The sequence below is a fragment of the Gillisia sp. Hel_I_29 genome (assembly GCF_000744275.1).
Taxonomy (GTDB): Bacteria; Bacteroidota; Bacteroidia; order Flavobacteriales; family Flavobacteriaceae; genus Gillisia.
On record NZ_JQLP01000005.1, the window covers coordinates 1461662 to 1479278 of the forward strand.

General features: G+C 32.5%; 24 protein-coding genes. 14 read left to right on the top strand and 10 right to left on the bottom strand.

Annotation, left to right across the window (positions count from 1 at the left end):
- Positions 1–7 precede the first annotated feature (7 nt).
- From P163_RS11775 to P163_RS18335, 11 genes are all read left to right on the top strand, one after another.
- Positions 8–655 carry a CPBP family intramembrane glutamic endopeptidase gene (locus P163_RS11775; protein ID WP_231556191.1) on the top strand — a complete coding sequence of 216 codons (648 nt, stop codon included), beginning with the start codon at positions 8–10 and terminating at the stop codon, positions 653–655.
- Between the two features lie 15 nt (positions 656–670).
- Complete coding sequence (locus P163_RS18610; RefSeq protein WP_231556192.1) at positions 671–865, top strand: hypothetical protein; 195 nt, start codon at positions 671–673, stop codon at positions 863–865.
- Positions 866–1370: 505 nt separating this feature from the next.
- Positions 1371–1604: a PLDc N-terminal domain-containing protein gene (locus P163_RS11780; RefSeq protein WP_034891340.1), complete on the top strand. Its 234-nt coding sequence runs from the start codon at positions 1371–1373 to the stop codon at positions 1602–1604.
- A gap of 315 nt (positions 1605–1919) precedes the next feature.
- Entirely contained in the window at positions 1920–2327 is a 408-nt protein-coding gene (locus P163_RS11785; RefSeq protein ID WP_156100698.1) for a hypothetical protein, read from the top strand.
- Positions 2328–2571: 244 nt separating this feature from the next.
- A complete protein-coding gene (locus P163_RS11790) occupies positions 2572–3006 on the top strand; it encodes a hypothetical protein (protein WP_034891342.1) in 435 nt (144 codons plus the stop codon).
- A gap of 108 nt (positions 3007–3114) precedes the next feature.
- Complete coding sequence (locus P163_RS11795; protein ID WP_034891343.1) at positions 3115–3687, top strand: DinB family protein; 573 nt, start codon at positions 3115–3117, stop codon at positions 3685–3687.
- 480 nt (positions 3688–4167) lie between these two features.
- Positions 4168–4584 carry a hypothetical protein gene (locus P163_RS11800; protein WP_156100699.1) on the top strand — a complete coding sequence of 139 codons (417 nt, stop codon included), beginning with the start codon at positions 4168–4170 and terminating at the stop codon, positions 4582–4584.
- Positions 4585–4657: 73 nt separating this feature from the next.
- Complete coding sequence (locus P163_RS11805) at positions 4658–5278, top strand: hypothetical protein (RefSeq protein WP_034891345.1); 621 nt, start codon at positions 4658–4660, stop codon at positions 5276–5278.
- 92 nt (positions 5279–5370) lie between these two features.
- Entirely contained in the window at positions 5371–5970 is a 600-nt protein-coding gene (locus tag P163_RS11810; RefSeq protein WP_034891346.1) for a hypothetical protein, read from the top strand.
- Between the two features lie 220 nt (positions 5971–6190).
- Positions 6191–6370 (top strand): hypothetical protein, encoded by a 180-nt coding sequence (locus P163_RS11815; protein WP_034891347.1) that lies wholly within the window; start codon positions 6191–6193, stop codon positions 6368–6370.
- A gap of 8 nt (positions 6371–6378) precedes the next feature.
- Entirely contained in the window at positions 6379–6555 is a 177-nt protein-coding gene (locus tag P163_RS18335; RefSeq protein ID WP_156100700.1) for a hypothetical protein, read from the top strand.
- Between the two features lie 63 nt (positions 6556–6618).
- On the opposite strand, the gene P163_RS11820 is transcribed toward P163_RS18335, so the two are convergent.
- The 7 genes from P163_RS11820 to P163_RS11850 all read right to left on the bottom strand — a co-directional run bounded on the left by P163_RS11820 (position 6619) and on the right by P163_RS11850 (position 11920).
- Positions 6619–6996, bottom strand: coding sequence for a diacylglycerol kinase (locus tag P163_RS11820; RefSeq protein WP_034891348.1), 378 nt, complete (start codon positions 6994–6996; stop codon positions 6619–6621).
- Positions 6997–7497 carry a thiol peroxidase gene (tpx, locus tag P163_RS11825; RefSeq protein ID WP_034891350.1) on the bottom strand — a complete coding sequence of 167 codons (501 nt, stop codon included), beginning with the start codon at positions 7495–7497 and terminating at the stop codon, positions 6997–6999.
- Between the two features lie 135 nt (positions 7498–7632).
- Positions 7633–7881, bottom strand: coding sequence for a DUF6952 family protein (locus tag P163_RS11830; protein WP_034891352.1), 249 nt, complete (start codon positions 7879–7881; stop codon positions 7633–7635).
- Positions 7862–8176 carry a thioredoxin family protein gene (locus P163_RS11835; RefSeq protein WP_034891355.1) on the bottom strand — a complete coding sequence of 105 codons (315 nt, stop codon included), beginning with the start codon at positions 8174–8176 and terminating at the stop codon, positions 7862–7864. The genes P163_RS11830 and P163_RS11835 overlap by 20 nt, the downstream gene beginning before the upstream one ends.
- Positions 8177–8187: 11 nt before the next feature.
- Positions 8188–8826 carry a peroxiredoxin gene (locus P163_RS11840; protein ID WP_034891358.1) on the bottom strand — a complete coding sequence of 213 codons (639 nt, stop codon included), beginning with the start codon at positions 8824–8826 and terminating at the stop codon, positions 8188–8190.
- A 175-nt stretch (positions 8827–9001) separates the two neighbouring features.
- On the bottom strand, positions 9002–10486 hold the full coding sequence (gene nhaC / locus P163_RS11845) for a Na+/H+ antiporter NhaC (RefSeq protein WP_034891360.1): 1485 nt from the start codon (positions 10484–10486) through the stop codon (positions 9002–9004).
- A 219-nt stretch (positions 10487–10705) separates the two neighbouring features.
- Positions 10706–11920, bottom strand: a complete 1215-nt coding sequence (locus tag P163_RS11850) for an aminotransferase class I/II-fold pyridoxal phosphate-dependent enzyme (RefSeq protein ID WP_034891363.1) — start codon at positions 11918–11920, stop codon at positions 10706–10708.
- A gap of 160 nt (positions 11921–12080) precedes the next feature.
- Between P163_RS11850 and P163_RS11855 the strand changes: the two genes are divergently transcribed.
- Together P163_RS11855 and lpdA are read left to right on the top strand one after the other, a co-directional pair.
- A complete protein-coding gene (locus tag P163_RS11855; protein ID WP_034891366.1) occupies positions 12081–12539 on the top strand; it encodes an Lrp/AsnC family transcriptional regulator in 459 nt (152 codons plus the stop codon).
- Between the two features lie 87 nt (positions 12540–12626).
- Positions 12627–14030 carry a dihydrolipoyl dehydrogenase gene (gene lpdA, locus P163_RS11860; protein WP_034891369.1) on the top strand — a complete coding sequence of 468 codons (1404 nt, stop codon included), beginning with the start codon at positions 12627–12629 and terminating at the stop codon, positions 14028–14030.
- Positions 14031–14088: 58 nt separating this feature from the next.
- On the opposite strand, the gene P163_RS11865 is transcribed toward lpdA, so the two are convergent.
- Together P163_RS11865 and P163_RS11870 are read right to left on the bottom strand one after the other, a co-directional pair.
- Positions 14089–14805 (bottom strand): LytR/AlgR family response regulator transcription factor, encoded by a 717-nt coding sequence (locus tag P163_RS11865; RefSeq protein WP_034891372.1) that lies wholly within the window; start codon positions 14803–14805, stop codon positions 14089–14091.
- The gene (locus P163_RS11870) at positions 14802–15881 is read right to left on the bottom strand and encodes a sensor histidine kinase (protein WP_034891375.1); all 1080 of its coding nucleotides are present in this window, start codon (positions 15879–15881) and stop codon (positions 14802–14804) included. The genes P163_RS11865 and P163_RS11870 overlap by 4 nt, the downstream gene beginning before the upstream one ends.
- Before the next feature lie 213 nt (positions 15882–16094).
- Between P163_RS11870 and P163_RS11875 the strand changes: the two genes are divergently transcribed.
- A complete protein-coding gene (locus tag P163_RS11875; protein ID WP_034891378.1) occupies positions 16095–16532 on the top strand; it encodes a MotA/TolQ/ExbB proton channel family protein in 438 nt (145 codons plus the stop codon).
- Positions 16533–16729: 197 nt separating this feature from the next.
- Here the strand turns inward: P163_RS11875 and P163_RS11880 are convergent, their stop codons facing one another.
- Positions 16730–17602: an aldose 1-epimerase family protein gene (locus tag P163_RS11880; protein WP_034891381.1), complete on the bottom strand. Its 873-nt coding sequence runs from the start codon at positions 17600–17602 to the stop codon at positions 16730–16732.
- Positions 17603–17617 lie beyond the last annotated feature (15 nt).

Sequence of the window (17617 nt, forward strand, 5' to 3'; positions counted from 1 at the left end):
ATAGATTATGAGTGAAAAATCGGAATTGTCAGGATGGCAACGGGTATTAATAATAATATTGCCATATTTATTTATAGTTGGAATATTTCAATTAATAGGAGCATTTGCAATAGGTCTTGATTATGAAGATACAAATAATCAGAAAACCTCTGAACAACAACTCATTATTCAATTCTTCTCTTTTATCGGGACCGTTTTTGTAGTCTGGCTCTTTATGAAATATGTAGACAAAGAAAAATTTGTCGCCATTGGATTGCGTTTAAAGAATAATTTCAGATCAATTTATTTAGGATTTTTTATAGGTTTAGCGATAATGTTAATAGGTTTTGGTTTGTTGTTTAACTTAGACGAAATACAATACCAAGGTTTAGATTTTGATCTAAAAGAACTAATGATTTCTATTCTATTATTCCTATTAGTATCGCTAACAGAGGAAATTATTTTTAGAGGATATTTTCTTAGAAACCTAATGCATTCTTATAGTAAATATTTAGCGCTATTAATAACTGCTACTTTTTTTGCACTTATACATACATTCAATCCTAATGTGGGTATACTAGGATTAGTAAGTATTTTTGTTGCTGGAATTTTCTTGGGAATAACTTATATACATACTAAAAACCTGTGGTTTCCTATTGCACTTCACTTTAGTTGAAATTTCTTTCAATCTATGTTAGGCTTCAATGTTAGCGGGCAGGATACCTATTCTGTAATTAGTTATAGTATACAGGAAGAAACCATCTTGAACGGAGGGTACTTTGGCTTTGAAGGTTCTATATTTTCCATAATTGCTATGATAGCTACAATAGTTGGCATTTTAATGTATTATCAGAAAAAAAAGATAACTATAAGTTTACAGAATTAAGCATATATCGATATTGAACACTAGGTGCTAATAAGATTAAGATTTACTTATTTCTTTTGAAAGATTTTATCTCAATGGAATTGACTAGAATCGATTTAAAATTAATATTTTAGTAGGAAATTAATGGTATTCGAAATGCTTGAAATATAAGTTCTTATAGTTTGCAAGGCTATTTACAGATCTCTATTGAAGGATTTATAAATCATTAAATTGTCGAATTTAAAAATTCATCCATGGATTCAATTTAGTTAATCGCGATATTACTTTTTATAAGCATCACTTATTTATTTTGGAAGCTCACCAATACTCATTTTAAAAAGCAAAATGGTACGAAAATGTGGCAAAAATGGGGTACGAGATTATTTTATTGGCAAGGGGTAATCTATACAGGAACAGGTATAACAATTCTCTTATTGTATGCTTTAAAATGGACTCATGCGCTTACTTTTTAATTAAAAGATCTCTACTAAATGGTAAGATCAGATTTGGAATTTAGATTATATAAATGAATATTATAGTTATTGTTTTATTGCTAATAACTTCCATGCTATGGGTCTGGGCTTTTTGGGATATTATCTCCTCTACCGGAGAGAGTTCCAGTTTAAAATGGTTATGGATTGCTGCGATTGTAGTATTTCCAATTATCGGATCCCTGTTATATTTTAATACAAAGAATAAGATAAAAGGTTTTAAAACTAGAAAATTTGAACCTAAATTCAACAATAACGTAGTGCCTTAATATTGCCTGCCATTTAAATTTTAAATCTTAAAGCATATTATAAAATGTCTGACCACAATACTTTACTTTCTAATCCTTCAAAAAAGCAATTCTTATCTCTCGTAATGATCTGGTTTGTAGGAGTGTTTTTATTAATATTAGTAATAACAAACAGTTTTAATGATTTTATAATTAGAAAAGATAATGTGTTTTACTGTTTGCTGTTGTTTTTTAGTACATGGAAAATGATCATGGTTTTTCGAGCATATTTTAAACATTGAAGAGTAATCACTCTATAATATATAGTCGCAACGTACCTACAAAATAAAAGATTTCATGCTCATGATTAAAGAAAATTTACTACCAAGTTATTCCAAGAAGATCGCTATTATTACAGCTATAGTTGCAATTATTGCTTTTTTCTCAAAAGTATTGGTAGCAGAAATTATTGCTGTAGATGAAACTAGAATCGTCATAATATTTAAAACATTATTGATAGTGTCTCTATTTGTTTTGGTGTTTTCTAAAGAAAAAAATGAATCTAAAGATATTAAGAGGTTGCGGTCGCAAGAATTGAAGGGAGCATTGTTGTTTGGAGGTTTTCTTTTACTTGTAGATTCTATTCAGGATATAATATTTGGGGAAGGGAGTTATGAAACTAAGAGCGGCGATGGTTTGATGATCGCTATTTTACTGTTTTATTTGATATCCTTTGCTATTAAAAAGAATGCTTTAAAAAATTGAAATTCCGGTAGCTTGAATATCTAAAGAAACTCAATAGAGTATTGCTATTTTGATGTTCTAAAGCTGTTAATTCGTTTATTCGCTAATTGGAACCGTTATGCTATTTTTAGTACATATTTTGTAACAATAATGGTTATTAAAAGACTTATTGTGCGAGAGCCTCTTGAGTAAAAGAAACTTTACCGAGATTAATTAAGATGGAATAATAACCATATTTACCTATTGCAACCACCAAAAATTGAAGATGACAATTAGATATTCACAAAAGCGAATCAATTTTAATTTGGGTTATGGTATTTTAATGATCATTATTGGCTTATTTGGTTTCTTTAAAAGTGGAGTGAGCTTTTTTAATTTCGGTTGGGTAATATTAGGCTTATTGCAATTAGGAGTTGCATTGTATGAAAGAAAAAATCAGTATATAACCATCACCGATACCAAATTTATTAAACATTCTATTTTTCCAAAGTCCGTAGAGATAGACCATATCAATAACATTAAAATTTTTGCTAATAGCTTTAAGGTGGAAACTGTAAACAGTAGTATTACAATAAATAAAATTCTCGTAGAAACACATTCATTATATAGGCTGCATGATTATTTATCGACCTTGAAATTATCTATTGATGGAACTACAACATATAAAGACAAGAATTTTGAAAATAAGCAAACACTATAATCAAGAAGTTAGTAAATATCCAGACCTCTTAAATATCAGGGGCTAATTTTTTTTTAAACAAATTCTAAAACATAACCGTGAAAAGCGTTCGGTCTAAATAAACTACATATGAAAAATTATAAGTTTAAATTCTCATTTATAATCTTATTATTGGTGAGCAGTATATCCACACAAGCACAGAATTATATCAAAGCCCCTAAAGGTTTTACACCTCAGGTGGGAAATTTGGTTTCTATGCTGGAAGATCTTAAGGAGAGAATTACGCAAAGCGTAGAGGATATGGATACAAATGCAGTAGATTATTTATTAGATGATAAAGCAAATAGCGTTGGGGCTATGATCATGCATTTGGTGGCTACAGAAAAGTATTATCAGGTACTTACTTTTGAAAATAGAACTTTTACAGAGGAAGAAGCAGCAGTTTGGATGATGCCATTGAGACTTGGAGAAGATGCTCAAAATCAAATTCAAGGAAAACCTATTAAATATTATCTTAAAGAATGGGATAGTATGCGTAAGCAAACCCTTAAATTATTAAAAGAAAAGGATGATACTTGGCTCAATTCAAAATTGGGGAAAGCAGATATGAACAATCATTGGGCATGGTACCATGTAATGGAGCATCAAGCAAATCATATGGGACAAATAAGATTGATCCTTAAAAGAGTGCCTCAAGAGTAAGGGATCTGCGCAGCTCAAGAAATAATTTAATTAGCAAACTTTAAAAATTTATAATGAATTTTAAAATTGCTAGAAGAGATTGCAAAATTTTCTTCCTTGTAGTATTTTGCGATGTTATTATTAACGGTGTTATATGACTGGCAAGATTTTGAATCTGGTTTCAAATCTTCATTTAATGAGGTAGGAAATAACATTGACGTTGAAGAAGGATCTTAATCTTAATCTTAAGATTAAGGATGGTATTAAAAGATGAAGTGATTATATATTAAAATTGAAAAAACATGAATTATTTGGCAATTGAATTATCGGGAAGATCTATGATGTTACTAGGTGGCATAATGATCTTAACTATTATAGTATTAGCTATATATTTAGCAAATCGCTACAGTAAAAAAATATAGTTTATAAATCAATTTTCTTTAGATTAAGTTTTAATCTAAAATTTCTTTTTTATTGAAACCTTATTTATATTGTAATAAAGTGAGTAAACTTATAGTAATTAGAAGATCTGAATATCTTAATAGATCTCGAAATATTCGTCTCTATTTAGATGATCAACCTATTGGATCTGTAGCGAATGGAAAATCTTTTGAGCTAGATCTAAAGCCAGGAAATTATAGTTTGAATGCTAAAATAGACTGGTGTAGGAGTCAGAAATATGCATTTTCAATTTCCGAGGGAGAACTTAAGAAAATGAAGCTAACAGGTTTTTCTAAAAATAAATGGATAGTTCCAATTTTAGCCATGATTCAACTCCTCTTAATTGTACTTACTTTTTATGTAGGTCTTAATAGTATTTTCCTAACGCTCTATTCTATATCTCTTTTATTGGTGATATTCTATCCAATTAGCGTTGGAAGAAATAAATATTTAAGGCTAATTGAAGATTACAGTTAGTTCATAACAAGTCCATTACATTTTAACTAATTCATGAACTAAAGAACATACATAATAATTTGAACCCCATTCAATGAAGATTCTACTGCTAATTTCTTTTTTCCTTTTATCTGCTATCTCATTTTGTCAAACCCAAAAAGATAGTCTTTTTAAAGCCGATATTGAGGTTTTAGTAGAGGAGCTGGAATTTATGTATGGATATGATCAGACATTACGAGAATATACCTTTTACAAAACCTTTGATAAAAGTGAAACGAATAGGGTAGAAGCATTATCAGATTCTCTAAGAGCTGAAGCCTTAAAGGAAATAAGCTTTACTTCAGACAGTTTGGTTAGGAAAATTTTTAAGTACTATATTAATCCTCAAGATGCATTACATACTCAGAGAGTAATAGATATAACCAAAAAATATGGTTTTCCAAGTTCTAAGCGTATTAAACAATTTTATAACCAAGAATTTGAAGATCCGGAATTTAATCCAATTATAATATTAATACACTCGCCGAAAGAGTTTTGGGAAGAATTAAAAGTTATGATGAAAAACGAATATCAGAATGGCGATATCTCACAATGCGATTATGGCTACTTATTGTGGCAATTTTCCGGACGAAAAAGTTTTAAGCCAATGTTGGATAATGGTTTTGAAATGGTAGAGAAAGATGGAAGATCTGTGCTAACTTCTACATGTGATTAGAGAGGCTCTTTTAGTTATTATTTTATCTAATCTTTCCTATATATTATTAAACTTTTTTCATCAAATAAATTTTATTAAATCTCCTTTTAATTATGAAAAAGCATTTCACCCTTTTAATCCTGTTTATTAGTGCTAGCCTTGCTCAAGCTCAAGATAACTATGATTATGTAGATAAGATCGCTCAGGATGCTTGTGAATGTGTTCAAAAAGCTAAAGATTCAAATCCCAAATTAACAACAGAAGATCTTGGAGGATGCTTGCTGTTAAGTGCTAAAGACTATAAAGCACAACTTTCTAAAGATTATGATTTAGACCTTGATAGTTTAGATGGAGAAAGTGGTGAAAAATTAGGACAGACCATAGGTTCTAGAATGGCTTTTATTTGCCCAACCTTAGTAGCATCACTAGGGAATGTGTCAGATAAAAATAAAACAGAAGAATTTAGAATTTTAGGAACCATAAAATCTATTAAGATAGAAACATTCATGGTATTTGAAATTAAGAGCGAGGATGGGAAATTAGAGAAACTTTACTGGTTAGATTTTGTAAACTCTGAATTTGATCTTCAAAATAATTATGAAGAGCTTAAAGAAAAAGTAGTTGAAGCTATTTACGTTAATAAAGAAGTATATGATGCAAGAATTAAAGAATATAGAGTTATTAAAGTGCTTAAGAAAATAGCAGTACAATAAGAGTTTTAATTGTTTTATTGGAAAACTAAGAAAACAGGCTTCATTAAAACTGTTAGTTTTTAAATGTTTTAAACTATTGAAATTAAGTAAAGTATAATTGTTTATCGAAATAAAGTTAATATCTTCACAGCTTTAATATGAATAAACTGTCCCTACCCAGTTGAGACAAGAATAGACTCCCCCTAAGTTCTGTTTTATCGTCTGTTATAGTTTGTCATAAATGAAAAAGTTCAGAGAGAATAGAAGGACCATTTCTTATGGATTATGTTTTGGTGTAATTGGTGGTACGTTTATAGGAATATTTTTAGCCCATTTCTTTGGTGCTCCTTTAATAGGAGTGCTAACCGGTTTAACTTCAGGAATAATATCGGGCACCTTGATAGGGGCGTTTTTATACTAATATAAGCGATGATCTATCTTTTATTAATAATGATCGCTGTAGATGTTTATATTGCTGCTTTTATGCAATTAGAAAAGCAATACCGCAAGCGCTTTGTTAGTATATCTTCTGCACTAATAATTATCTTCTTATTTTATTTCTTTGGAGAAGCATTGGGAGAGGCCTATTACTATATGGTTCATTAAACCTATCAAAAAACCCATTAAAAATTAATTCAATGGGTTTCATATTTTATATATCAATTATTTTTACCAATTCACATCTGGAAAGATGTAAGGTAGATAAATTATGCAGGCTATAACAAAAGCTGTTATTGCTGAAAATAATACTGCTCCTGCGGCTACATCTTTAATGTAACCAATTTTTGTATGAATATCGGGATGTACAAAATCTGCAATTCCCTCTACTGCGGTATTCAAACCTTCAACGCTAAGCACTAATCCTATAGCAAAGATCTGAAACAACCATTCTGTTTTTGTAATGTCAAAATAAATTCCGGCAATGATAATTCCAATTCCCATAAAGAATTGTACTTGAATGCTATGTTCACTTTTTAATAGTATCCATGCACCTTTTATAGCATAACCGCCTCCTCTTATTCTTTTTCCGAGGTATGAATCCCTCATTTATAATAAAGTTTTTAATGCAGATAGATAATCTGGCTCTTGAGAAATCTCTGGTACTTGTTGACTATGCATTACAACACCTTCTTCATCTAATACTACTACAGCTCTAGATAATAATCCATGCATAGGTCCATCTATCATTTCTACACCGTAATCTTTTCCAAAATCCCCTTGTCTAAAATCAGATAAATTGGTCACATTATTCAAACCTTCATCATCTACAAAACGTTTTTGAGCAAAAGGAAGATCTCTAGAGATACATAAGATTTCGGTGTTATTCAATTTTGCTGCACGCTCATTAAAATTTCTAACAGAAGTTGCACAAACATTAGTATCTATACTAGGGAAAATATTCAGAATAAGTCTTTTTCCTTTAAAATCTTTAAGCGTTGTAGATGAAAGATCGCTTTTCACAAGTTCAAAATGTGGTGCTTTTTCTCCCATTTCCGGTAAACTTCCGTAGGTATTAATTTTGTGTTCTTTTAAGGTTATCTGTGACATGCTATTTTGACGTTAGTTGGTTTGAAAGCTAAATTTAATGCTTATCACGTAGGGATTTACTAAAATTATCATAAAACAACAAAGGCTATTCTTGTTGAAAAGAATAGCCTTTGTTACATTATTTATACTAAGGTATTAACGATCTATAGACCCCATAACCTTCTTCACAAAATTGTTTGCTGCATCCATTTCAGAATCGCCGCTATCTATCATTTTGTGTACTTCAACAGCTCCGCATAGATTGGTAAGTAGCTCACCAATTATATCCATCTCCTGATCAGAAACAGATCTATGTTCTGTAAAACTCTCCAAAACGTCTATAGTGTTCTGAAGTTTTTCTGCATCGTTATTACGTTGCAAATGCTTAATTACTGGCAACTTCATCTACTAGATCTTTTAAAAGTTCAAACTTATTAGTTTGTACTTGATTTACTAAACTTCCGTTCTTAAAAGTCGCAAACGTGGGTAAGTTATCTACTTTAGCCATTTTACGAGACTCTGGAAACTTTTCAGCATCTACCAATAAGAAAGTAGAACCTTCATTCTCTCCTGCCAGTTTCTTAAATTTAGGTTTCATAACGCGACAGTTTCCACACCATCCAGCCATGTATTGAACCACAACAGTCTGGTTGTTTGCAACAACTTCATTCAAATTATCTTGTTCTAATTCCTTAACCATAACAGTATTTTTTAGTTTAAACTTAGGTACGAAGCCACACCTTCACGATCTGCATTCATTGCTTCTTTTCCTTCTTCCCAGTTTGCAGGACATACTTCACCTTTTTCCTGTACGTGCGTATAAGCATCTACCAAACGTATAAATTCATTTACATTTCTCCCAAGTGGCATATCATTCACCGCTTCATGAAAGATCTTTCCATCTTCATCAATTAGATAGGTTGCACGGTATGTTACGTTATCACCTTCTACAGTTACAGCACCAGTTTCTTCATCATACTGTTCGTTAGAAATATCTAAGATTCCTAGTTGTGAACTTAAGTTTCTATTAGAATCTGCAAGTATTGGGTATGTTACACCTTCAATTCCTCCATTATCTTTTGCAGTATTTAACCATGCGAAATGTACTTCTGGAGTATCACATGATGCTCCTACAACCATTACATTTCTCTTTTCAAATTCTTTTAAAGAAGCTTGAAAAGCGTGTAATTCTGTTGGACAAACAAAAGTGAAATCTTTTGGGTACCAGAATAATAAAACTTTTTTCTTATTTTTTTGAGCTTCTTCAAGGATGTTCAACTTGAAGGTATCGCCCATTTCATTCATTGCGTTTACACTTAAATTCGGGAATTTTCTTCCTACTAAAGCCATATAATATGTATTTATGTTATTATTTATTTTCTGCTGCAAAAATATAAAATGCTTCCCTGCATCATAGCAAACCGAATTTTTATTTCTTATTACACAATAGTATTTGATTATAGCGTGCAGAAATATGAATAGATATTTTCTATTTTAAATTTTTCTATTTCCAGTTGTATTGTGTTTAAGCTGTTTTTGCAGTAGTAGCGATCTGTCTTATTTTAATACTGAATGCAGCAAATAATAAGGTCATAAACGGACTTAAATAGTTAAAGAAGGCATACCCTGCATAAGATAGGGTAGGGACACCTAGCACTCCACTATGATAGGCTCCACAGGTATTCCATGGCACCAACACAGAAGTTACCGTACCAGAATCTTCTAAGGTTCTACTTAAGTTTTCTGGTGCCAAGCCTTTCTCTCTGTAAGCCTTTGCGAACATCTTTCCTGGAACCACAATAGCAAGGTATTGATCGGAAGCTGTTGCATTTAGTGCTAAACAACTAATAACGGTACTTGCAAAAAGACCGAAGGTGGTGTGAAAAAGATTTAAGAGTGCAGCACTAATTCTAGACAAAGCACCAATGGCTTCCATTATTCCGCCAAATACCATAGCACAAAGAATCAACCAAATGGTATCTAACATTCCAGCCATACCTCCAGAAGAGAATAGGTCGTTTAAATTTTCGTTATCTGTAACCACAGAGGTATCTACTGTAATTGCCTGCATGATACCTTTATATCCTGAAACAAAATCTAGATTATCTGCTCCAGAGATCTGTCTAATGATTTCTGGCTGAAAGATAAAAGCTGCTACAGCTCCCAGTAATGTTCCTATAAGTAATGCTATAAGAGGGGATGTTTTTTTAACGATAAGAAAAATAACAATTGCCGGAACTAAAAATAACCAAGGGGTGATATAAAAAGACGAATCTATGCTGCTAAGTATTGCTGAAGTATCTGTATTACCAGAAACGTCTATATTCAAACCAATTATAATAAAAATGATAAGAGTTACTACCACGGTTGGAACCGTAGTGTATAACATGTATTTAATATGTGTAAAAAGATCTGTTCCTGCCATTGCGGGAGCTAGATTGGTAGTATCGCTTAATGGGGAGATCTTATCTCCAAAGTAGGCACCAGATAAGATGGCACCAGCCGTCATTCCCGGAGAAATCCCAAGTGCATTTGCAATACCAATAAGAGCTATACCTACAGTAGCAGAGGTTGTCCAGCTACTTCCTGTAGCCACAGATATAATAGAACAGATTACTACGCAGGCAGGTAAAAATATTGTAGGATTCAAGATCTGAAGTCCGTAATAGATCATAGTTGGAATAATACCACTCATCATCCATGTTCCTGCTAGAGCACCTACCATAAGTAAGATTAGGATGGCACCGGCAGTACTTTGGATGTTGTTGGATACTTCATCTATCATCTTGTCAAATTTCACTTTATTCGAAATTCCAACTATTGCTGCAACAGCACCTCCCAATAATAAAATGAACTGATTTGAGCCGCTTAAGGCATCATCTCCAAATACATAAACATTAAAAGCAAGCATCCCAATTAAAGCAAATACCGGGATCAATGCTTCTCCTATACTAAGTTCTTTATTGATAATTACAGGGTCATTTTTCGAGGTTTTGCTCTGGTCTTCCATTAAGTGATTCTTTTTTCGGATCGTAATGTTACGATTTTAAGGCATATTTGGCAAGTCCTAAAATGAAGTTCTTTGCTTAAAGCAGCGGTTTATTCCCAAATTATACAGAATTTTAAAAGTTGTAACGCATTAGATCAAAATAATCATAAAAAGCAAAAAGGGAACTTTAGCCTAATTGCCAAAATTCCCCTTTATCATAATTTATAAAATTTCAACTAATTATGCATGCTCGGTTTTTAAAAGACCTACCTCTTTCATGCATTTTCTCATCATCTGATACGTTCTTTCAATATCATTATCTAATCCTATAGAAAATCGTATCAACCCATCGCTTAAGCCCATTTCTTTTTGTTCTTCTAACGGAATTTCAGAAGAAGTTGAACTTCCCGGAGCACTAAACAAGGTTTTATAGAATCCAAGACTTACAGCCAAGTATCCTAAATTGCGTTCTTGCATTAATTCCATTAATTCATTGGCTTTATCTATACTGCCAACATCTATGGTTAACATTCCTCCAAAACCGTAATCGGGATTCATCATGGTTTTATATAACTCATGACTTGGGTGAGATGGCAATCCCGGATAAACCGTTCTAAAACCATCTTCTTGAAATTTATGTGCCAAGAACATTGCGTTCTTGCTGTGTTGTTTCATACGGATATGAAGCGTTCTCATGTTTTTCAAAATTGAAGCAGAGCGCATACTATCCATTGTTGGTCCTAATAGCATATTAGCTCCATCGTTCACACTTCTAAGCGCATTGATAAAATCTTGAGTTCCACAGGTTACTCCACCTACGGTATCACTACTACCATTGATGAATTTGGTTAAACTGTGTAAAATTACATCTGCACCTAATTCTCCCGGAGTAATAGAAAGAGGAGAGAAGGTATTATCAACTATTAATACTAATCCGTGTTTTTTCGCGATCTTAGAAAGTCCCGCAATATCGGCAACTTCTAATAATGGGTTACTTACAGATTCACAGAATATCACTTTTGTATCTTTTGTAATAGCAGCTTCAACAACATCTAGTTTGGTGATGTCTACAAAAGAAGTTTGAATGTTGAAACCCGGAGTAAAGTTCTTTAAAAAGGCATAAGTACCTCCATATATAGTTCTACTGGAAACTATGTGATCTCCTGCTTTGCATAATTGTAAAATTGCAGAGGTAATAGCGCCCATTCCAGAAGCAGCAACATTTGCAGTTTCTGTACCTTCCATAGCAGCTAAAGCTTCACCTAAATATAAATTGGAAGGAGAAGAGTGTCTGGAATATAAATAACAACCATCTGCATTTCCTTCAAAGGTGTCGAACATGGTCTTTGCCGAAAGGAAGGTATAAGTAGATGAGTCTGAAATGGAAGGATTCACTCCACCAAATTCTCCAAAATATTGAAGGTCTTGAATATGATCTGCAGGTTTATATTTCATCTTGATATATTTTATGATACTATCAAATGAAGTGGATATTTGAAAGAAAATCAATAGGTATACAATTATTCAGTAAATAAATCTAATAATTTGATAAATTGCAGAATATTAATCTTCAATATTTTAATTTTAGATTGGTAAAGCGAAAAAACATCAGTTTATGAAATTAGATCCTATAGATAAAAAGATCCTTCAGCATTTACAATTAGATAGTAAGATCACTAACAAGGAGCTCTCCAACAATCTCAATCTCTCTGTTACTGCTATTTTTGAAAGGATTAAGAGGTTAGAGAAAAATGACGTAATTTCAAAATACGTGGCGCTTATAAATCCGGCAGGAGTAGAGAAGAGTTTTATGGTTTTCTGCCAGATAAAACTCATTCAGCATACCAAATCTTATATGTTGAAATTTGAAGCCGAGGTGGAGAAACTTCCCGAAGTTTTAGAATGTTATCATGTAAGTGGAGAGTATGATTATATCTTAAAGATCTTGGTGAGAGATATGGAAGCATACCGAGAATTTATGGTGACAAAACTTACCGCTTTGGAGCATATTGGGAGTACACAGAGTACTTTTATTATAAGTCCGGTAAAAAGTACAACGGCCATTCCTGTATAGAAAAAACTCATAAATCAGGATTTCTGCAGATTGGTCATTGCCGAGAATAGTCGTACTTTTGTTTTCGGTTTAAAAAAAAATATAATTATGAGTACATATGATGTAGTAATTATTGGATCTGGTCCCGGTGGATACGTGGCTGCCATACGCTGCGCACAACTAGGATTAAAAACTGCGATCATTGAAAAATATTCTACCCTTGGTGGAACTTGTTTAAATGTAGGATGCATTCCAAGTAAAGCTTTACTGGATTCTTCTCACCACTACGACGATGCTGTAAAGCATTTTGAAGAGCATGGTATAGATATTCCAGGAGAGATAAAAGTGAATTTAGAGCAGATGATGAAAAGAAAATCTGCTGTGGTTCAACAAACTTGTGATGGGGTAAAATTTCTGATGGATAAAAATAAAGTTGATGTTTTTGAAGGGATTGGATCTTTTAAAGATGCTACCCACATTAACATTGATAAAACGGAAGGTGAAAGTGAAACTATTGAAGCTAAGAATGTAATTATAGCTACAGGTTCTAAGCCTTCAACGTTACCTTTTATCAAAATAGATAAAGAAAGAATCATCACTTCTACTGAAGCTTTAAAACTGAAAGAGATCCCTAAGAAATTAGTGGTTATTGGAGGTGGAGTTATCGGGTTGGAACTTGGGCAGGTGTATAGCCGTTTAGGTTCAGAAGTTACTGTGGTAGAATATATGGATAGAATTATCCCTACTATGGATTCTGCACTTTCAAGAGAACTGAATAAAGTTCTTAAGAAACAAGGAATGAACATCAATGTAAGTCACAAAGTAAAATCTGTAGAGCGCAATGGCGATGAGGTTATTGTGAAGGCTGATGATAAAAAAGGAAATGAAGTTGAATTTACTGCAGATTACTGTTTGGTTTCTGTAGGAAGAAGACCATTTACAGATGGATTAAATGCCGATGCTGCCGGAGTTGAAATTGGAGAGCGCGGAATGATCTCTGTGAACGATTATTTACAAACCAATGTAAAGAATATCTATGCGATTGGTGATGTTGTAAGAGGAGCAATGTTAGCTCACAAAGCGGAAGAGGAAGGAACTATGGTTGCTGAATTGATCGCGGGACAAAAACCACATATAGATTATAACCTTATTCCCGGAGTTGTTTATACATGGCCAGAAGTTGCTGCAGTTGGTAAAACTGAAGAAGAACTTAAGGAAGCTGGTGTAGATTATAAAGAGGGAAAATTCCCAATGAGAGCTTTAGGTAGATCTCGTGCTAGTGGAGATACCGACGGATTGGTAAAAATATTAACAGATGCAAAGACCGATGAGGTTTTAGGAGTTCATATGATTGGAGCTCGTGTTGCCGATCTTATCACGGAAGCTGTAACTGCAATGGAATTTAGAGCGTCTGCTGAAGATATTGCAAGAATGAGTCATGCACATCCAACGTATGCTGAAGCTGTAAAAGAAGCTGCCATGGCAGCCAATGATAGAGCAATGCACATCTAGGGTCATAGACCCCTTTAAAAAAATTAAAACCCTAATGATCTTAGATCGTTGGGGTTTTTTATTGGAAATTATTTAGATAATTGAGTACTTGCTCTTTATAACTCCTACTTAAAGGTAATGATCTCCCTTCAATTAAAATTTCTTCATTATTGTACGAATCAATCTTAGAAGTATTAATAATAAAAGATCTATGGATCCTCAAAAATTCTTGTGAAGGCAGTTTTTCAGAAATGTTCGTAATAGTTTCTCTTACAACTAGAACTTCTTTATTCTGAAGATGGATCTTTAGATAATCGCTTAGACTTTCAATACAAAGGATATCTTCAAATATAATTTTTACCATTCTTCGATCTACCCGAATAAAAATAAAACGTAATGCTTCTTCATTTTCTAAAATTTGGGAAGAAGACTTTTGGTGGACGTTTGAATAATTGGTTATGGCATCCAGTAATCGCTCGTAAGAAATGGGTTTTAAAAGATAATCTACTGCGTGAAGATCAAAACCGTCTACAGCATATTCTCTATAAGCGGTGGTGAAAATTATTTTAATTGATGAATTGATGGTCTTGGCGAATGAAATTCCGGAGATGCCAGGCATATTGATATCAAGGAAGATTAGATCTATTTGTTCGATACTAATAAGATTAAATGCCTCCGTAGCATTGTTGCAAGTGCCAACAATATTCACTTTTTTGATCTTCGAAAGATGTGTTTTTAAAATATCGATTGCCATAGGCTCATCGTCAACCAATAAACAGCGAATTTTATCGTTCATTTTTTTTCTGTTAATTGAAGTTTCAAATTAACTTTAAACTCATGTGCTTTGTCGTCGATCTTTAAGCTATGCTTGTTTTTAAACAAAAGATCCAGCCGCTGCTTTACATTCTCCAATCCGATACCTTTATCATTTTCTATAGATGCTTCTTGCATTTCTTTAGGACTTTTGGAATTTATAATTTCGAAAAATAGATCGGTTTTATCCTGAATAAGCTTCATGTCAATTTTAAGATTACCGCTTTCATCTTTGCCGTGTTTAAAGCTATTTTCCAAAAATGGTAGAAACAACATCGGCGGAATTTGCGTGTATTCTGAGATTCCTTTGGTAGTAAAATTTATATATAATTTATCTTGAAACCGGTTCTTTTCCATTTCAATAAAATCTTGCAGGTGTTTAATTTCATCAGCTAGAAAAACATGAGGCTTTTGAGTTTGATATATAATGTAATCTAGCAAATTGGATAATTGTAGGATCATCTCGGGTGTTTTTTCATTTTTATGCAATGCAAAAGCATACAAGGTGTTCAAGGTGTTGAACAAAAAATGAGGATGAATCTGCATTTTTAGATATTTCAGTTGCTGCTCTTTTATCTGCAACTCTCCCTGTAAAATTGAATTTTTCAATTCTTTATTATCCGAAAGTGTAACGTAATAATTCTTAAGTAGGGTAAAGGCACAAGCTATTAGAACTACTATATATACAGCGATAATAATAAAAAAGACACTTTTGGAAATTGGAAATTTACCGGCAAGATCCATTTTTGAGAGAAAAACCAATCCGTAAAAAGTAGAAATAATGATATAAACACAAGAAAAGATAACAGCGCAAATGGAATAAAATATAAATTTTACATATTTCTGATTTAGTAAAAATTTCGGAATAATATAATAGACAAAAGCATAGGTGGTGAAAATTGTTATTGGCAGAAGATAGAGTGAAAATTGCAAAACGCTTGAGAAACTAGCTCCTTCTACACCAAAGAATACACTAAAAAATAAGAGCACCGCAATCCACAGAATTCCGTGGATGAGCATTTTTTTACCAAAATATTTAAGAAATCTAAGGAGTTGCATATATTTATTAAATATGCCTCTTTATATTTAAAACCTCAAACTTTTGCGATGAATAACCCTTAAGCAACTGTTTTTAACCGTTTCTGAATTTTAAGTGTTGGGATCTAATTATTTCTTGTAGAAAGCAGTTCTAATTTCGTAGTTCATCGCAAATTTATCTTGAAGGTGAGTTTATCCAATAGTTTAGCTGAAATAATCCTAAAACTCAATCATATGTTAAGTCTTAAATTAGTTATGTTTTTTAAAAGCACCGTTTTTCTTTCAGTAGTTGGTGATAGAATGGCGGAAGGGGGAATTTTACCTATGAGTCTTATCTTAATTAGTTTTTTACTAATGATTTTTCTAATTTTCAAAGCCTCAGTAAAACTAAGATCTGATTATTTCAGCTTTAAGAAATACGTCTCCTTAGTTAATCAAATTGCATTGTTAGCATTGGTCATTGGTTTATTTACGCAGCTAATTGGTTTAATTCAGGTTTTTGATGCTTTCGAAAGCCTTGATAATGTAAACGCGGCCTCATTTGCCGGCGGAATTAAAGTCGCATTATTGGCTCCACTTTTTGGTTGGTTAGTATTCTTAGTTGGAAGGATTGCAACTTTTATTCTAACTTGGATCTACAAGGATAATGAAGCGGAAGCCAGAGTTGCATAAAGGATATAAAAAATTGAAGTTTGTAACTTAAGTTTTCTTACATTTATTCTATATAACTGTAATAAAACAGAAATCATGGCTAAAGAAAAATCTCCTTCAAAAAATTCAGCAAAGAAAGAACCTACGTTGAATTTAAAAGAGAAACGCGCAGCAAAAGCAGCAAAAAAGAAAACCAGAAGTTAAATCTATAAACGCTGCTATTTGATAGCGATCGAATAGGAAGCATTAAAAGTTTCAGAAGGCATTAATTTATTAATGTCTTCTTTTGTTTTTAGATCCTTCTTGGTATTTACTCCATCGGCTATTCCTAACCAAGGTTCTATACACACATAATCTGCTCCCGGTTTTGACCACAAGCCTAAATTCTTAAAATCTGGATAAGTAACTTCTAGAACTGGTCCATGCTGCTTACTCATCAAAACAACCTTTTTAGAGCTGATATCTTTAAAGATCAATGCATCTTTTAAAAAAAGATCTTTATGTAATTGTATTGTTTCGCTATCAGAAATAATCTCTTCTGTTTCTTCTGAAACCAAGCCTTCCGGACTTAAAAGGTGAGTTTTAAGATGTAATTTCTTATCAAATTCCAGATAATAATCTTGATATTCTTCACCTTCGAATAGCGGAAGATTGAAAGCTGGATGAGCGCCAACAGAGAAATACATTGGTTTGCTATCTAGATTGATAACTCCATGTTTTACTTCAACGGTATTCTCATTCAGAATGTAACTTAGTTGAAATTCGAACTTAAAGGGATATTGTTTTAAAGTTTCTTCAGAATATTTAAAACTAAAGGTTAAGCGATCTTTTGTTTGCTCAATAAGTTCTATAGCATCGCTATGTCTAAAGATTCCATGACGAGGCATAGAATAAGCGTTGCCTTCAAAAATAAATTCATCATCTTTAAGATTGCCTACAATTGGAAATAGAACAGGGGCATGACCTTTCCAAATATTTGGATCTCCTTGCCAGATATGTTCCAATCCGTTTTCCTTATTGATAATAGAGCACAATTCTGCTCCTGTAGGTTTTACTTTTAAGCTTAGTTTTTTATTCTCTAAACTATACATAGAACGAAGTTTTAT

Coding starts and splice junctions, on each gene's coding strand:
- nhaC (WP_034891360.1), bottom strand. CDS start 10,486: ATGGAAGACCAGAGCAAAACCTCGAAAAATGACCCTGTAATTATCAAT.
- P163_RS11880 (WP_034891381.1), bottom strand. CDS start 17,602: ATGTATAGTTTAGAGAATAAAAAACTAAGCTTAAAAGTAAAACCTACA.
- P163_RS11830 (WP_034891352.1), bottom strand. CDS start 7,881: ATGAAGTTGCCAGTAATTAAGCATTTGCAACGTAATAACGATGCAGAA.
- P163_RS18335 (WP_156100700.1), top strand. CDS start 6,379: ATGATCTATCTTTTATTAATAATGATCGCTGTAGATGTTTATATTGCT.
- P163_RS11795 (WP_034891343.1), top strand. CDS start 3,115: ATGAAAAATTATAAGTTTAAATTCTCATTTATAATCTTATTATTGGTG.
- P163_RS11820 (WP_034891348.1), bottom strand. CDS start 6,996: ATGAGGGATTCATACCTCGGAAAAAGAATAAGAGGAGGCGGTTATGCT.
- lpdA (WP_034891369.1), top strand. CDS start 12,627: ATGAGTACATATGATGTAGTAATTATTGGATCTGGTCCCGGTGGATAC.
- P163_RS11855 (WP_034891366.1), top strand. CDS start 12,081: ATGAAATTAGATCCTATAGATAAAAAGATCCTTCAGCATTTACAATTA.
- P163_RS11850 (WP_034891363.1), bottom strand. CDS start 11,920: ATGAAATATAAACCTGCAGATCATATTCAAGACCTTCAATATTTTGGA.
- P163_RS11870 (WP_034891375.1), bottom strand. CDS start 15,881: ATGCAACTCCTTAGATTTCTTAAATATTTTGGTAAAAAAATGCTCATC.
- P163_RS11780 (WP_034891340.1), top strand. CDS start 1,371: ATGAATATTATAGTTATTGTTTTATTGCTAATAACTTCCATGCTATGG.
- P163_RS18610 (WP_231556192.1), top strand. CDS start 671: ATGTTAGGCTTCAATGTTAGCGGGCAGGATACCTATTCTGTAATTAGT.
- P163_RS11790 (WP_034891342.1), top strand. CDS start 2,572: ATGACAATTAGATATTCACAAAAGCGAATCAATTTTAATTTGGGTTAT.
- tpx (WP_034891350.1), bottom strand. CDS start 7,497: ATGTCACAGATAACCTTAAAAGAACACAAAATTAATACCTACGGAAGT.
- P163_RS11775 (WP_231556191.1), top strand. CDS start 8: ATGAGTGAAAAATCGGAATTGTCAGGATGGCAACGGGTATTAATAATA.
- P163_RS11875 (WP_034891378.1), top strand. CDS start 16,095: ATGTTAAGTCTTAAATTAGTTATGTTTTTTAAAAGCACCGTTTTTCTT.
- P163_RS11865 (WP_034891372.1), bottom strand. CDS start 14,805: ATGAACGATAAAATTCGCTGTTTATTGGTTGACGATGAGCCTATGGCA.
- P163_RS11810 (WP_034891346.1), top strand. CDS start 5,371: ATGAAAAAGCATTTCACCCTTTTAATCCTGTTTATTAGTGCTAGCCTT.
- P163_RS11840 (WP_034891358.1), bottom strand. CDS start 8,826: ATGGCTTTAGTAGGAAGAAAATTCCCGAATTTAAGTGTAAACGCAATG.
- P163_RS11835 (WP_034891355.1), bottom strand. CDS start 8,176: ATGGTTAAGGAATTAGAACAAGATAATTTGAATGAAGTTGTTGCAAAC.
- P163_RS11805 (WP_034891345.1), top strand. CDS start 4,658: ATGAAGATTCTACTGCTAATTTCTTTTTTCCTTTTATCTGCTATCTCA.
- P163_RS11815 (WP_034891347.1), top strand. CDS start 6,191: ATGAAAAAGTTCAGAGAGAATAGAAGGACCATTTCTTATGGATTATGT.
- P163_RS11785 (WP_156100698.1), top strand. CDS start 1,920: ATGCTCATGATTAAAGAAAATTTACTACCAAGTTATTCCAAGAAGATC.